This window comes from Kaistia sp. MMO-174, assembly GCF_037147815.1.
Taxonomy (GTDB): domain Bacteria; phylum Pseudomonadota; class Alphaproteobacteria; order Rhizobiales; family Kaistiaceae; genus Kaistia; species Kaistia nematophila.
In genome coordinates this window covers 1108258-1121986 of the sequence record NZ_JBBCUO010000002.1, presented here as the reverse complement: position 1 = coordinate 1121986, position 13729 = coordinate 1108258, and the positions used below count along the sequence as shown (strand labels likewise).

Genomic DNA, 13729 nt, shown 5'->3' with positions numbered 1-13729 from the left:
CTCCGGCCTCTTCGGTAGCCTCCCGCGCAGCATGCGTGTATAAGACCGCACCTTTCGAGACCCGACGAGGTCCGTCACGCGCGAACTCGATGTGCGAAGGCGGGCAGGGGTGTGGAGTGACGACGATGAAGACGAGTTGGAAGCCGGACAGCTGGCGCTCGAAGCCCATCCAGCAGGTTCCGGACTATCAGGATCCAGCGGCGCTCGCCGCGGTCGAGGGACGGCTTTCGAGCTACCCGCCGCTCGTCTTTGCCGGCGAGGCGCGCAAGCTCAAGAAGAGCCTGGCAGCCGTGGCGCGTGGCGAGAGCTTCCTGCTCCAGGGCGGTGATTGCGCCGAGAGCTTCATGGAGCATCACCCGGACAACATCCGCGACTTCTTCCGCGTCTTCCTGCAGATGGCCGTCGTCCTCACCTTCGCCGGCTCCATGCCGGTCGTGAAGGTAGGCCGCATCGCTGGCCAGTTCGCCAAGCCCCGCTCGGCGCCGACCGAGACGATCAACGGCGTCGAACTGCCGAGCTATCGCGGCGACAACATCAACGGCATCGAGTTCACGCCGGAAGCGCGCGTGCCCGATCCGCGCCGGATCGAGGATTCATACCGCCAGGCTGCCGCGACGCTGAACCTGCTGCGCGCCTTCGCGCAGGGCGGCTACGCCAATCTCGAGCATGTGCATCAGTGGATGCTCGGCTTCGTCAAGGATAGTCCGCAGGGGCACCACTACCAGGAGATCGCCGACCGCATCTCCGAGTCGATGGCGTTCATGCGCGCCTGCGGCGTCGATCCGGATACGACGCCGTCGCTGCGCTCGACCGATTTCTTCACCTCGCACGAGGCGCTGCTGCTCGGCTACGAGCAGGCGATGACGCGCGTCGATTCGACGACGGGCGACTGGTACGCCACGTCGGGCCACATGCTGTGGATCGGCGATCGCACGCGCCAGCCGGACCATGCGCATGTCGAATACATGCGCGGCGTGAAGAACCCGATCGGCTTGAAGTGCGGCCCGTCGCTGACCGGCGACGGCCTGCTGCAGCTGATCGACCTGCTCAATCCGGACAATGAGCCGGGCCGGCTGACCCTGATCTGCCGCTTCGGCGCCAACAAGGTGTTCGATCACCTGCCGCAGCTGATCCGCGCCGTCGAGCGCGAAGGTCGCTCGGTCGTCTGGTCCTGCGATCCGATGCATGGCAACACGATCAAGGCTTCGAGCGGCTACAAGACGCGGCCGTTCGACCTGATCCTCCAGGAAGTGAAGAGCTTCTTCGACGTGCATCAGGGCGAGGGCACGTTCCCGGGCGGCATCCATATCGAGATGACCGGCAAGAACGTCACGGAATGCACGGGCGGCGCCCGTGCCATCACCGACGAGGACCTGTCGGACCGCTACCACACCCATTGCGATCCGCGCCTCAATGCCGACCAGGCGCTGGAGCTCGCCTTTCTCGTCGCCGAGCTGCTGAAGACGAGCCGCCAGGGCGTCGTCCAGCAGCGCGCCGTCGCCGGCCTCTGAGGCGCACGCGGTGACGGGCGGGGAGACGCATTCCGGCGCCTGTCTGTGCGGGGCGGTGACCTATCGGGTCGCCGGCCCGCTGGCCCCCGTCGTCGGGTGCCATTGCCGGATGTGCCGCCAGCAGACCGGCCATTTTCTCGCCTCGACCTCGGTCGAGCGCGCGGATCTTACGATCATGGGCAGCGAGCATGTGCGCTGGTACGCGTCGTCGGAGACGGCGCGGCGCGGCTTCTGCGGAACCTGCGGCTCGGTGCTGTTCTGGGAGAATGCTTCGTCGCGGATCGCGATCGCCATGGGCGGTTTCGACGGGCCGACTGGCGTCACCTGGGACAAGCATATCTTTGTCGCGGACAAGGGCGACTATTACGGCATCGAAGACGGCGTTCCCGCCTATGCCGTCCGGCGCCCCGCGCCCTCGGCCGAATAGAACGACATCCGTAACGGGATCCGGCGCGCGCCGAGGCACGCGCCGGTTTTCGTTTAGCGGCGCACCGGCGCCTGGGCGCGGGTCAGGTGCAGCGAGCTGACGCCGGCTGCAAGGTTGAGGCCGGTCTGGGCGCTCACCGACAGCGGCTGCAGGGCGATGCTGTTTTCGCCGCCACCGACGAGGACATTGGCGCCGAGGCCTACGCCGACGGTCGCCTGCGCGGTCGCGCCCGTGTAGCGGCCCGAGAGGTCGCCATGGCGGCGCGTCGGCTCGAACACGTTCCAGACGATCACGCTGTTGCGGGTGACGCCGACGTCGAGCCCGACTCGGTCGATGCGGCCCTTGTAGAATTCCGTGGTGCCGCGGCGGGAGCGATACTCGCACTCGACATTGCGGCGCGAGCCGAAGATCAGGCCGACGCCGGCCGAGACGTGACAGGTCAGCACGCCGGTCTTGACGGCGGCCTGGGCGGTCGTGGCCATCGGGAGGGCGGCGGCAACGGAGACGACGGCGGCGACAAGCGCCTTATGCAGATTCGACATAGTCGACCTCGTGGAATTTGTTTGGGCATGGCTCATGCGAAGGGTCATGAGTCGCCCTCCTTCTACACGCGAAGCGTGCGAATTGGCATTCCCAAAACTGCAAAATTCGTTGATGGACGCTGGGTCAGGCGGTCGCCAGCTGGGGTGCGCGCCTGCGGCGACCGATCATCAGCGACAGGAGCGCGGCGACGATGCCGGTCGCGCCGGCGATGATGAAGGCGTCGAGATAGTTGCCCTGGGCCGTGCGCATGTATCCCGCGAAATAGGCGGCCGAGGCGGCGCCCAGCTGATGGCCGGCGGCGATCCAGCCGAAGACGATCGGGGCCTTTCGGTCGCCGAAGGCTTCGTTGGCGAGCTTCACGGTCGGTGGAACGGTGGCGATCCAGTCGAGGCCGTAGAACACCGCGAAGATCGACAGGCTGTAGACGTTGAAATCCGTGAAGGGCAGGAACATCAGCGACAGTCCGCGCAGCCCGTAATAGACGAACAGCAGCTTGCGCGGATCGAAGCGATCGGTCAGCCAGCCGGAAGCGGTGGTGCCGAAGAGGTCGAACAGCCCCATCATGGCGAGAAGGCTGGCCGCCTGGACCTCGGGCATGCCCATGTCGCCGCAGAAGGCGATCATGTGCGTGCCGACCAGCCCGTTGGTGGTGAAGCCGCAGATGAAGAAGGTCGCGAACAGGTACCAGAACGTCTTGGTGCGGGCGGCCTCGAACAGCGCGTTGAAGGCATTGGCGAGCGCGCTGCCCTGCGGGCCGGCCGGGGCCGGGTCGCCTTCCGCCGCGCCAAAGGGACGCTGGCCGATATCCTGCGGCCGCTCCGGCACGAAGAAATAGGCGATCGGCACGAGGACGGCGGAGACGACCGCGACGGTGATGACGACCGCCTGCCAGCCGCCCCATTGCGCCAGCGCCGCCATGCCGGGCAGGAAGATCAGCGTTCCCGTCGCCGTGCTGGCCGTCAGCAGGCCCATCATCAGGCCGCGATTGGTGACGAACCAGCGGTTCACCACCGTGGCGCCGAGGACCATGGCGACGGAGCCGGAAGCGACGCCGGAGAGCACGCCCCAGGTGGCGACATATTGCCAGGGCGCCGACATGAAGACGCTGATGCCGGTCGACAGCGACATCAGGATCAGCGCACCGATCAGCGTGCGGCGGATGCCGAAGCTCTGCATCAGCGCGGCGGCGAACGGGCCGGTCAGGCCATAGAGGAAGATGCCGATGGCCGCCGCGAGAGAGATCGTCTCGCGGCTCCAGCCGAAGGCGGATTCGATCGGCAGCATCATGACGCCCGGGGCGGCGCGGAGACCGGCGCCGGCGAGCAGGCAGACGAAGATCACGCCGGCGACGACGAAGGCATAGTTCTGGCCAAAGGGCCGACGGCGGACCATATTCATGTTACTGACCGTTCCGTTTCGGATTGATGCATGTTACGTACCGTTCAGTTACATCGTCAAGCGGCTCGGGAGACGAAGTTTTGGAAAGCAGCGGCGATCGACCCGCAGCGAAGGCCAGCAAGGGGAGGGCGGACGCGCCGCCGCGCGCCGCGGACCGGATCCGCGCGACCGTACGCGAACTGTTCTACCGCCAGGGCATCCGTGCCGTCGGCATCGAGGAGATCGTGGAGCGGGCCGGCGTCACGAAGCCGAGCCTGTATCGCAATTTCGCGTCCAAGGACGAGCTTGCCGCCGCCTATATGCGGGATTACGACACGGAATTCTGGGGGCGCTATGACGCTGCGGTATCCAGGCATCCGGGCGATCCGCGCGCGCAGATCATGGCTTATCTGAGCGCGATCAGCGTCCGGGCGCAGAGCGCCGATTATCGTGGCTGCGGCATGACCAACGCGGCCGTCGAATTCCCCGACAGGAGCAATCCGGCGCGGCTGGTGGCGGTCGGGAACAAGCACGAGCTTCGCCGCCGGCTGACCGAACTCGCGCGCCAGCTCGGCGTAAGGGAGCCGGAGGTGCTCGGCGACGGCCTGCTTTTGCTGGTCGAGGGGGCCTATGTCTCCGGCCAGCTCTTCGGCGAAGGCGGGCCGGCGCGCTCGATCGCGATCGCCGCCGGGCTGATGATCGACGCCAGCCTGAAAACGTAGCCCCTTCCGGAGATTGATCACGCGAGTTGAACACTGCGTGCTTTGTTGTGCATCTTCTGGGTAAGGGCGGCCGGGACTACCTTTCGATCAACATGCAAAGGATAGTCCGATGTCGCTTCCCACCTTCTTCCTGTCGCATGGCTCGCCGATGTTGGCGCTGACGGATACGCCGGCCCATCGGTTCCTGCAGAATTTCGCCTCAACGATTGCGCGTCCCCGCGCGGTGCTTGTCGTCTCGGCCCATTTCGAGACGGAGCAGCCGACCGTCGTTGCCGATCCGCATCCCGAAATGATCTATGATTTCCGCGGTTTCCCGCGGCCACTTTACGAGATCAACTATCCGGCGCCGGGCGATGCCGCCGTCGCCGCCGAAGTGGCGGACGAACTGCGCGCCGCCGGCCTGCCGGTCGACGTCGCGCCGAAGCGCGGCTTCGATCACGGCACCTGGATCCCGCTGTCGCTGGTCTGGCCGGATGCCGACGTGCCGCTGGTGCAGCTGTCAATCCAGCCGCATCGCGACGCGGCCCATCATCTGGCGCTCGGCCGGGCGATTGCGGCGCTGCGCGAGCAGGACGTGCTGGTGATCGGCACCGGCGCGGCGACGCATAATCTGCGCGTCCTCTTCCGCAATCCGGGCGGCATGCCGGCCGTCGATGCCGAGCCGGTCGCCTGGGCGCGCGAATTCGCAGACTGGGTTGCCGACACGGCGGCGGCGGGCGATGCCGACGCGCTGGTCGATTATCGCGCCCGGGCGCCGCATGCTGTGATGGCGCATCCCGAGGACGATCATTTCATGCCCTTCTTCGTCGCGCTCGGCGCGGCGGGCGAGGGCGCGAAGGGCGAGCGCATCCACAATTCCTACGAATATTCTGCGCTCTCGATGGACATGTATCGCTTCGGCTAGATGTCGGGGCAGGGCGGCCGGCCGGAGTTTTTCGGCCCGCCGTCGACTTCCCGTTGCCGCCGCAAGGGCGGCGCGGTAAAGGCAGAACATGACCCGCCCCGACACGCTCCGCATCGCTCTTGCCCAGATCAATCCGATTGTCGGCGACATCGCCGGCAATCTCGCGAAGGCCCGCGCCGCGCGCGCGACGGCGGCGTCCGGCCAGGCCGACGTCGTCATGTTCAGCGAACTGTTCCTGTCGGCCTATTCGCCGGAAGACCTGGTGCTGAAGCCGGCCTTCCAGGAGGCCTGCCGCGCCGCCTGCGAGGCGATCGCCGCCGATACCGCCGATGGCGGCCCGGCCGTGCTGATCGGCCTGCCCTGGGCCCAGGACGGCGAGCTCTACAACGCCTATGCGCTTTGCGACAACGGCCGGATCGAGGCGGTCCGCTTCAAGGTCGACCTGCCGAACTACGGCGTCTTCGACGAGAAGCGCGTGTTCACGCCGGGACCGCATCCGGGACCGATCGTGCTGCGCGGCGTCAGGGTCGGCGTGCCGATCTGCGAGGATATCTGGGGGCCTGATCCGGTCGAGTGCATCGCCGAGACCGGCGGCGAGATCCTTCTGGTGCCGAACGGTTCGCCGTTCCGCCGCCGCGTCATGGACCAGCGCTTCAACGTCGCCGTCGCGCGCGTCAAGGAATCCGGCCTGCCGCTCGTCTACCTGAACCAGGTCGGCGGCCAGGACGAGCTCGTCTTCGACGGCGCCTCCTTCGTGCTCAACGCCGACGGCTCGCTCGCCGTGCAGCTGCCGGCCTTCCGCGAGACGGTCGAATTCGTCGACTTCGCCAGGGACGAGGGCGGCTGGCGCTGCATCGACGGGCCGAAGGCGCGGGTGGAAGAGGGCGACGAGGCCGACTATCTCGCCTGCGTCGTCGGCCTGCGCGACTATGTCGGCAAGAACGGTTTCCCGGGCGTCGTGCTTGGTCTTTCCGGCGGCATCGATTCGGCGCTGGTGGCGGCGATCGCCGTCGACGCGCTCGGCGCGAAGCGCGTCCACTGCGTGATGCTGCCCTACCGCTACACCTCGCAGGACAGCCTGGTCGACGCCAAGGCCTGCGCCGAGAAGCTCGGCGTGCGCTACGACATTGTGCCGATCGCCGAGCCGGTCGAGGGCTTCATGCACGCGCTGGCGCCGATGTTCGCCGGCAAGGCCGCCGACATCACCGAGGAAAACCTGCAGTCGCGCGCGCGCGGCACCATCCTGATGGCGATCTCGAACAAGTTCGGCGCCATGGTGGTGACGACGGGCAACAAGTCGGAAATGTCGGTCGGCTACGCCACGCTCTATGGCGACATGAATGGCGGCTTCAATCCGATCAAGGACCTCTACAAGACGCAGGTCTTCCGCATCTCGCATTTCCGCAACGCCAACCTGCCGGAAGGCTGCCTCGGGCCTTCGGGCGAGGTGATCCCGGAGCGGATCATCACCAAGCCGCCGACGGCCGAGCTGCGCGAGAACCAGACCGACCAGGATTCGCTGCCGCCCTATGACGTGCTCGACGATATCCTCGAGAGCCTCGTCGAGGGCGAGATGCGGGTTGGCGACGTGATCGCTCGCGGCCATGACGAGGCCACGGTGAAGCGCGTCGAGCATCTGCTCGCGATTGCCGAGTACAAGCGGCGCCAGGCGGCGCCGGGCGTGAAGATCAGCCGCCGCAACTTCGGCCGCGACCGCCGCTACCCGATCACCAACAAGTTCCGCGACCGCGCCTGAGCCGGCGCGGCGCGGTTCCCGTCGGGACCGCGTCTCGCGCACGGCGCTTTGTCGTATCGCCCAAAAGAAAAGGCCCTCCGGATGGAGGGCCTTTCTGTTTCGGACAGCTCGATCAGCCGTGGACGTTGTCCGGCGGGATCGGCACGTAACCGGCGGTCGAGGCCGGCTCGGGATCGGGACGGGCGCCGCCCTTGGAGTCGTAGACCGCGACCGGATCCGGCGTGGAATTGCCGAGGACCTTGACCTTGGTGCCGATCGGGGCGCGGCTGTAGAGGTCGATGATGTCGTGGTTCATCATGCGGATGCAGCCGGACGAGAGCGACTTGCCGATCGACCAGGGCTGCGTCGTGCCGTGGATGCGGTAGAGCGTGTCGACCTTGCCCTGGTAGAGATAGAGCGCGCGGGCGCCGAGCGGATTGCCGGGGCCGCCGGGCATGCCGTCCGGCCACTTCGCGGCTTCCGGGTCGCGCGCCATCATCTCCTTGGGCGGATGCCACTTGGGCCACTGCTGCTTGGCCTGGATGGTTGCATCGCCCGACCAGGCGAAGCCCTGGCGGCCGACGCCGACGCCGTAGCGCAGCGCGCTTCCGTTCTCGAAGACGAGGTAGAGGAAGTGGTTGTAGGGGTCGACGACGATCGTGCCCGGTTCGGCATTGATCTCGGACGGCAGGTTGACGACCTGGCGGTAGAAGCGCGGGTTGATCTTGGTCAGGTCGATCGCGCTGACGGGGAACGGCTCGTCGGTGATCGGGCCGTACATCGACGCAAAACCCTGGTCGATGACCGGGGCATTGCCCATGCCGCCCGCGCTCGCCACGGGGCCGCCCGGCTGCGAGGTCTGGCAGGCCGCAAGCACCACTGGCAAGCCGATCATGAACGTCCGGCGGCTGAGCTTACCCGCCGTCTTGAGAGGCTTCGTCTCGTTCAAAGCCTGTTCCTTTTCATTATCATGCTGGGGGGGAACCCAATTAAAACCGGAACGCCTTGACAAGGCGCGCCCGAACCCGATCGTCTCGATTGGTCCGAACCCGCCCACGCCCTGGCGGCGCGATCCAATAAGAATGATATTTGTTCTTACTGGTTACTTTCGCGTTTTGCCGCAATGACAATTTGGCCACACAGATTGCCAATCCGAGAGGGCTTGCCGCCCCTGCGTGGTCTCGCTCGTTCTTGTCTGAGGCCGAGATTGGCCGAAACCAAGGCGTGTTAAGCATGTTTTGGCTCCAAAGGTTGAGAAGCCGGACACTGTTGCTTAAATGACGCGGGCATTCGCCCTCCGCATTCCTGTGCTCTGCGCATGAATCGGCTATCAGGGGCGGGTCATTGCCTCGGAGCCTTCATGCGCTGGTCGCCCCAACAGGAAAATGCGCTCTCCGCCGTATCCAGCTGGCTGCGGCGCGGAGACAGCCCGATCTTTCGCCTGTTCGGCTATGCCGGAACGGGCAAGACGACGCTCGCCCGTCATATCGCCGAAGGCATCGACGGCGACGTCGCCTTCGCGGCCTTCACCGGCAAGGCGGCGCATGTGCTGCGCTCCAAGGGCTGCGAGGGCGCCGGCACGATTCACAGCCTGATATACCGACCGCGCGCCAATGATGACGACGACGAGCAGCCGACCTTCGCGATCAACCATGACAGCGCTGCGTCCAAGGCCGATCTGATCATCATCGACGAATGCTCGATGGTGGACGAGGAGCTCGGCCGCGACCTGCTTTCCTTCGGCACGCCGGTGCTGGTGCTCGGCGACCCGGCGCAGCTGCCGCCGGTCAAGGGCGGCGGCTACTTCACCGAGTCCGAGCCGGACCAGATGCTGACCGAGGTGCATCGCCAGGCGCAGGACAATCCGATCATCCGCCTCTCGATGGCGGTGCGGGCCGGCGAACCGGTCGAATATGGCGAGCACGGCGAAAGCCGCGTCATCTCGCGCCGCGAAATCGACGCGGCGCAGATCCTCGCCGCCGATCAGGTCCTCGTCGGCACCAACAAGACGCGCCGGCTCTACAACCAGCGCATCCGCGAACTGAAGGGCCTGCTGAGCCCGATGCCGGCGGTCGGCGACAAGCTCGTCTGCCTGCGCAACGACAAGCAGAAGGGCCTCCTGAACGGCGGCACCTGGGTAGTCTCGGAGCTGGCGGCGCCGCGCAAGAGCCTGCTGCGCCTCGCCGTGAAGCCGGAAGAGGACGCCACCGGCAAGGCGGTCAAGGTGTCGGTCCATCCGAACTTCTTCGAGAATGGCGGCGAGGACCTGCCTTATGCGCAGCGCCGCAACTCGGACGAGTTCGACTATGGCTACGCGCTCACCGTGCACAAGTCGCAGGGCTCGCAATGGGACAATCTCGTCCTCTTCGACGAGAGCTACGCCTTTCGCGAGCACCGCGACCGCTGGCTCTACACCGGCCTGACCCGCGCCGCCAAGCGCATCACCATCGTCCGCTAGCCGCTCGTTGCAGCGGTCGGCGGCGCACGCTAAAGCGTTCGCCATGACCAGCCCATCCGTGACCAGCCCATCCGTTATCGTCCGCTTCGCGCCGTCGCCGACCGGTTACCTTCATATCGGCAACGCGCGGCCCGCCCTGTTCAACTGGCTGTTCGCCCTGAAGGCGGGCGGGCGGTTCATCCTGCGGCTCGACGATACGGATCGCGAGCGCTCGAGGGAGGAGTTCGCCGAGGCGATCCAGCGCGATCTCAACTGGCTCGGCATCCTGCCGCACCAGTTCGAGCGCCAGTCGCTGCGCACGGACGCCTATGACGCGGTTGTCGTGCGGCTGAAGGCCGCCGGCCGCCTCTATGCCTGCTACGAGACGTCGGAGGAACTGGACCGCAAGCGCAAGCGCCAGGCCGCGCGCGGCTTGCCGCCGGTCTATGACCGTGCCGCGCTGAAGCTGACCGATGCGGACAGGGCGAAGCTGGAAGCCGAGGGCCGCCGGCCGCATTGGCGCTTCAAGCTCGACGAGACGGTCGGCCATGTGACCTGGGACGATCTGGTTCGCGGACCGCAGACGGTCGATATCGGCTCGCTGTCCGATCCGGTGCTGATCCGCGAGGACGGCACCTATCTCTACACGCTGCCTTCCGTCGTCGATGACGCGGACATGGGTGTCACGCACATCATCCGCGGCGACGATCACGTCACCAATACCGGCGTGCAGCTGCAGCTGTTCGAGGCGCTGGGTGCGCCCCTGCCGGTCTTCGGTCATCACAACACCCTGACGACCGCGAGCGGCGAGGGGCTCTCGAAGCGCACCGGCGCGCTATCGCTGGGGTCGCTGCGCGAGGCGGGCTATGAGCCGATGGCGGTCAATTCGCTCGCCGTGCTGATCGGCACCTCGGTCTCCGTCGAGCCGGTCGCCGATCTGCCGACGCTCGCCGGTCTCGTTGATCTCTCGATGGTCTCGAAGGCGCCGGCCAAGTTCGATCCGGCCGATCTCGACGGCCTCAACGCCAAGCTGCTTCACGCGAAGCCCTATGCCGAGATCGCCGATCGGCTGCAGGCGCTCGGCGTCGGCGGCGGCGAGGATTTCTGGAGCGCCGTGCGCGGCAACCTCGTTCGCCTCAAGGACGCGGTGGAATGGTGGACGGTGGTCACCGGCCCCGTCGCGGCGCATGTCGCGGCGGATGCCGAGGAAGCCGCTTTCCTGGCAGCGGCGCGCGAGGCGCTGCCGTCGGGACCGTTCGACGGCCAGAGCTGGAAGGCTTGGACCGACGCGGTCAAGGCTGCGACCGGTCGCAAGGGCAGGGCGCTGTTCATGCCGCTGCGCCAGGTTCTGACGGGCCTCGATCATGGCCCGGAACTGGCGGCGATGCTGCCGCTGATCGGCCGTGAGCGGGCCCTGGCCCGCCTCGATGCGGCGCTCGCCACCTGAATAGGAACGAGGCCGGCAAAGCCGGCCTCGATGATCGTCTTTGGAACTGTCTCGCGGACGGTCAGGCCAGTCCGCGCGCCAATGCCGTCGCCGCGCCCGGCGCGGCCGGCAGTTGCGGCAAAAGCAGCGCGTTCAGTACGTGATAGGCGTCCGGGCGACCCGGCCAGACGGAGCCGGCCTCGGAGAGGTCGGCGGCGAGTTGGTGCTTCCAGGTGCCGCGCTCCTGCTCTACGAAATATCGCGCGGCGTGGTCCCAGAGCTTGCGGTACCAATGCTCGTAGAGCGCGTCGCCCGTCACCGCGCCGAGAAGGGCGGCGGCGGCGATGCCTTCGCAAAGTGCCCAGTGCATCCGGACGTCGGTGACGACGGCGCCTTCGAAATCCGTCGTGTAGACGAAGCCGTCATGGCCATCGACCGACCAGCCGAAGGTGATGGCGTGGTTGAACAGCGCCGTCGCGGCCTCGCGCAGCCAGGCCGGCGGCGAGGCGAGCGACGCCTCGATATGCACCAGCAGGCGTGACCACTCCAGCCAATGGCCGACCGTCGAGCCATAGGGCCGGAACGGATGGGCGCGGTCGTCGGTGTTGTATTCGGGGCGCGGGTTCCACTGCGTGTCGAAATGCTCGGGCAGGAACCAGTTGCGCTCGCGTGCGGCGTGGTTGATCAGCCGGTCGGCCATGGACAGGGCCCGGTCGTACCAGACAGCGTCGCCCGACGTATCGCCGGCAGCGAGGCAGGCCTCGACCAGGTGCATGTTGGAGTTGGCGCCGCGATAGTCCTCGGAGTCGGTGAAGTCCCACGCGAAGGATTCGCGCGACATGCCGGCTTCCTCGTCCCAGAAATGCTTCAGGAACACGGCGACGGCGCTGTCGAAGAGCTCGCGTCCGCCCGGCCGGCCGGCTTCCGTCGCCGACGCGCCGGCGAGCAGGACGAAGGCATGGTCATACGCCGCCTTGCGGCCGGCGATCGGACCGCCGGCCGGCTCCAGCGCCGAGAACCAGCCGCCATTCGCGCGGTCGTGAAAGTCGTTGGTAATCGCTGCGATGCCGTGGTCGATCAGGTGGGCCGTGCCCGGAATGCCACGCATATAGGCGAGGGCGGCGACATGGGTCAGGCGGCAATTGAGATAGAGCTCGCGCGGGCGCGTCAGGTCGGCGGTGCCGTCTTCCAGCAGATAGCCGAAGCCGCCGGCTTCCAGCCGGGAGCCCTGGACGAAGCGGACCAGACGGTTGATCTGATCGTCCAGCCAGGCGCGATGCGTCGGCAGCCCGAGCCAGGGCGGCGTGGTGATGAGGGTCATTGGCGTCTGCTCCCGTCCTGTCCATGCCGCTCCGCCTTGCTGGCGGTCGGGCAATCGTTATCTGGCGCGCCGCCCGTGCGCACCCCAGGGGCGCGAGCGTCGGCGAACGCGGCGTAGTTGAACACTGAGTCGATGCGGCCGTCCATCATGCCGCGCAGGGGGGCATGCCCATCCTTCATCGCCGGAGAACCAGCAGGATCGGTCCTACTGGGCGGCGTAGAAATAGGAGGGGCCGACCCGGCGCAAGACGCCGGCCTGGCGCGGCGGCGCGAGGTTGGCGACCGGTGTTTCGACGCTGGCCGTGCCGAGGGAATCGGGGTCCAGCCCACCGGCGCGGTTGGCGAGCGTCTCGGGATCCTCGCCGGTCGGCGGAGCCGTGCCCGGCACGGGCGGCATCGGCTCAGAAAGCGCGGTCTCGGTGGCGAGCGTCGATGCGCTGTAGCCGCCGGTGAACGCCGCGACCGAGGACGGGCTGCCGCAGGTGCAGCCCGGATTGAAGCTGGTGCGGTAGGCGAAAGCGGTCGGCAGCGCGCTATAGGGGGTCTCGTCCGTCGTCGAGCGCGCGTCGCCGCTGTTCTGGCCCGGATTGCGGTGGGCGTAGAGGGCGACATTGGTGCCGGGGCACATCTGCTGGCAGACCTGCTCGTCGGTGGCGAAATTCGAGCGGCGCGTCGAGAAGCTGATCGGGAAGTAATAGCCGTCGCAGGTGCGGACGCAGAGCGTGCGATAGCTGCCGCCGCCGAAGCCGCGCTCGGTCTCGCCGGAGCTGTAGCCTGGATCGCGTTCGGCAACCGCCGGGACGCGCGCCACCTGCTGGGTGTCGTAGACGCGGTTTTCCGGGTTGAACAGGCGCTCGAGGAAGTTGCGCGGCCGCTGCTGGGCATAGGCGGCGTATTGCGGGCCGCAATCGTTCAGGGCGAGCTGCTGCAGGATGTCCGAGCGCTGGCGGGCACTGGCGTTGGGATCGAAGGCCGAGGCGCTGCGGCGCTGCTCCAGCCGGTTGAGATTCGCCTGTATGGCGTTGATCCGCTTCAGGATGCCGCTGCATTGCGGCGCGGCGGACGTCGACTTGAACATCAGGAAGCCGCCCTTGCAGCCGGCGCGCCGCGCTTCGGCGTTGGCGGCGTTGAGAGCGGCGCGCTGCTGGTTGATGGCGTTGTCCTGGCTGGCGGCCTTGCCCGCGCTCGCGCCCTGGCTGCGCTGCAGCGAGGCGAGGCGACCTTCCAGCCGCGTGCAGACGCTCGACGCCGCTTCGGCCGTTGCGGCGCCCGCGAGGAGGATCATGGCCGTTGCCAAGATTCGCGAAAACACACTCTCGATACGCAT

12 protein-coding genes are annotated in these 13729 nt (G+C 67.3%); 7 read left to right on the top strand and 5 right to left on the bottom strand.

Annotated elements, in window-relative coordinates; translation table 11 throughout:
• The first annotated feature begins 125 nt into the window (after positions 1–125).
• Both WFK98_RS11215 and WFK98_RS11210 read left to right on the top strand, forming a co-directional pair.
• Complete coding sequence (locus WFK98_RS11215; RefSeq protein ID WP_266338090.1) at positions 126–1511, top strand: class II 3-deoxy-7-phosphoheptulonate synthase; 1386 nt, start codon at positions 126–128, stop codon at positions 1509–1511.
• A 10-nt stretch (positions 1512–1521) separates the two neighbouring features.
• Entirely contained in the window at positions 1522–1938 is a 417-nt protein-coding gene (locus WFK98_RS11210; protein ID WP_442907399.1) for a GFA family protein, read from the top strand.
• Positions 1939–1991: 53 nt separating this feature from the next.
• Here the strand turns inward: WFK98_RS11210 and WFK98_RS11205 are convergent, their stop codons facing one another.
• Together WFK98_RS11205 and WFK98_RS11200 are read right to left on the bottom strand one after the other, a co-directional pair.
• On the bottom strand, positions 1992–2480 hold the full coding sequence (locus WFK98_RS11205; protein WP_266338088.1) for a DUF992 domain-containing protein: 489 nt from the start codon (positions 2478–2480) through the stop codon (positions 1992–1994).
• A 124-nt stretch (positions 2481–2604) separates the two neighbouring features.
• Positions 2605–3879, bottom strand: a complete 1275-nt coding sequence (locus WFK98_RS11200) for an MFS transporter (protein WP_266338087.1) — start codon at positions 3877–3879, stop codon at positions 2605–2607.
• Between the two features lie 80 nt (positions 3880–3959).
• Between WFK98_RS11200 and WFK98_RS11195 the strand changes: the two genes are divergently transcribed.
• The 3 genes from WFK98_RS11195 to WFK98_RS11185 all read left to right on the top strand — a co-directional run bounded on the left by WFK98_RS11195 (position 3960) and on the right by WFK98_RS11185 (position 7240).
• The gene (locus tag WFK98_RS11195) at positions 3960–4580 is read left to right on the top strand and encodes a TetR/AcrR family transcriptional regulator (protein WP_336800257.1); all 621 of its coding nucleotides are present in this window, start codon (positions 3960–3962) and stop codon (positions 4578–4580) included.
• A gap of 109 nt (positions 4581–4689) precedes the next feature.
• Positions 4690–5484 (top strand): DODA-type extradiol aromatic ring-opening family dioxygenase, encoded by a 795-nt coding sequence (locus WFK98_RS11190; protein ID WP_266338086.1) that lies wholly within the window; start codon positions 4690–4692, stop codon positions 5482–5484.
• An 88-nt stretch (positions 5485–5572) separates the two neighbouring features.
• Positions 5573–7240 carry an NAD+ synthase gene (locus WFK98_RS11185; protein ID WP_336800256.1) on the top strand — a complete coding sequence of 556 codons (1668 nt, stop codon included), beginning with the start codon at positions 5573–5575 and terminating at the stop codon, positions 7238–7240.
• 112 nt (positions 7241–7352) lie between these two features.
• On the opposite strand, the gene WFK98_RS11180 is transcribed toward WFK98_RS11185, so the two are convergent.
• A complete protein-coding gene (locus tag WFK98_RS11180) occupies positions 7353–8168 on the bottom strand; it encodes a L,D-transpeptidase (RefSeq protein WP_266338084.1) in 816 nt (271 codons plus the stop codon).
• A gap of 411 nt (positions 8169–8579) precedes the next feature.
• On the opposite strand from WFK98_RS11180, the gene WFK98_RS11175 reads away from it, so the two are divergent.
• Complete coding sequence (locus tag WFK98_RS11175) at positions 8580–9677, top strand: ATP-dependent DNA helicase (RefSeq protein WP_266338083.1); 1098 nt, start codon at positions 8580–8582, stop codon at positions 9675–9677.
• Positions 9678–9720: 43 nt separating this feature from the next.
• Positions 9721–11103 carry a glutamate--tRNA ligase gene (gltX, locus tag WFK98_RS11170; RefSeq protein ID WP_336800255.1) on the top strand — a complete coding sequence of 461 codons (1383 nt, stop codon included), beginning with the start codon at positions 9721–9723 and terminating at the stop codon, positions 11101–11103.
• A 61-nt stretch (positions 11104–11164) separates the two neighbouring features.
• Here the strand turns inward: gltX and WFK98_RS11165 are convergent, their stop codons facing one another.
• Positions 11165–12403 (bottom strand): AGE family epimerase/isomerase, encoded by a 1239-nt coding sequence (locus tag WFK98_RS11165; RefSeq protein ID WP_266338081.1) that lies wholly within the window; start codon positions 12401–12403, stop codon positions 11165–11167.
• A gap of 204 nt (positions 12404–12607) precedes the next feature.
• Entirely contained in the window at positions 12608–13687 is a 1080-nt protein-coding gene (locus tag WFK98_RS11160) for a DUF2865 domain-containing protein (RefSeq protein WP_266338080.1), read from the bottom strand.
• Between the last annotated feature and the right edge of the window lie 42 nt (positions 13688–13729).

Excerpts from the sequence above, each read along its gene's own strand:
- WFK98_RS11205 (WP_266338088.1), bottom strand. The coding sequence starts at position 2,480 with ATGTCGAATCTGCATAAGGCGCTTGTCGCCGCCGTCGTCTCCGTTGCC.
- WFK98_RS11165 (WP_266338081.1), bottom strand. The coding sequence starts at position 12,403 with ATGACCCTCATCACCACGCCGCCCTGGCTCGGGCTGCCGACGCATCGC.
- WFK98_RS11215 (WP_266338090.1), top strand. The coding sequence starts at position 126 with ATGAAGACGAGTTGGAAGCCGGACAGCTGGCGCTCGAAGCCCATCCAG.
- WFK98_RS11160 (WP_266338080.1), bottom strand. The coding sequence starts at position 13,687 with ATGATCCTCCTCGCGGGCGCCGCAACGGCCGAAGCGGCGTCGAGCGTC.
- WFK98_RS11190 (WP_266338086.1), top strand. The coding sequence starts at position 4,690 with ATGTCGCTTCCCACCTTCTTCCTGTCGCATGGCTCGCCGATGTTGGCG.
- WFK98_RS11200 (WP_266338087.1), bottom strand. The coding sequence starts at position 3,879 with ATGAATATGGTCCGCCGTCGGCCCTTTGGCCAGAACTATGCCTTCGTC.
- WFK98_RS11185 (WP_336800256.1), top strand. The coding sequence starts at position 5,573 with ATGACCCGCCCCGACACGCTCCGCATCGCTCTTGCCCAGATCAATCCG.
- gltX (WP_336800255.1), top strand. The coding sequence starts at position 9,721 with ATGACCAGCCCATCCGTGACCAGCCCATCCGTTATCGTCCGCTTCGCG.
- WFK98_RS11175 (WP_266338083.1), top strand. The coding sequence starts at position 8,580 with ATGCGCTGGTCGCCCCAACAGGAAAATGCGCTCTCCGCCGTATCCAGC.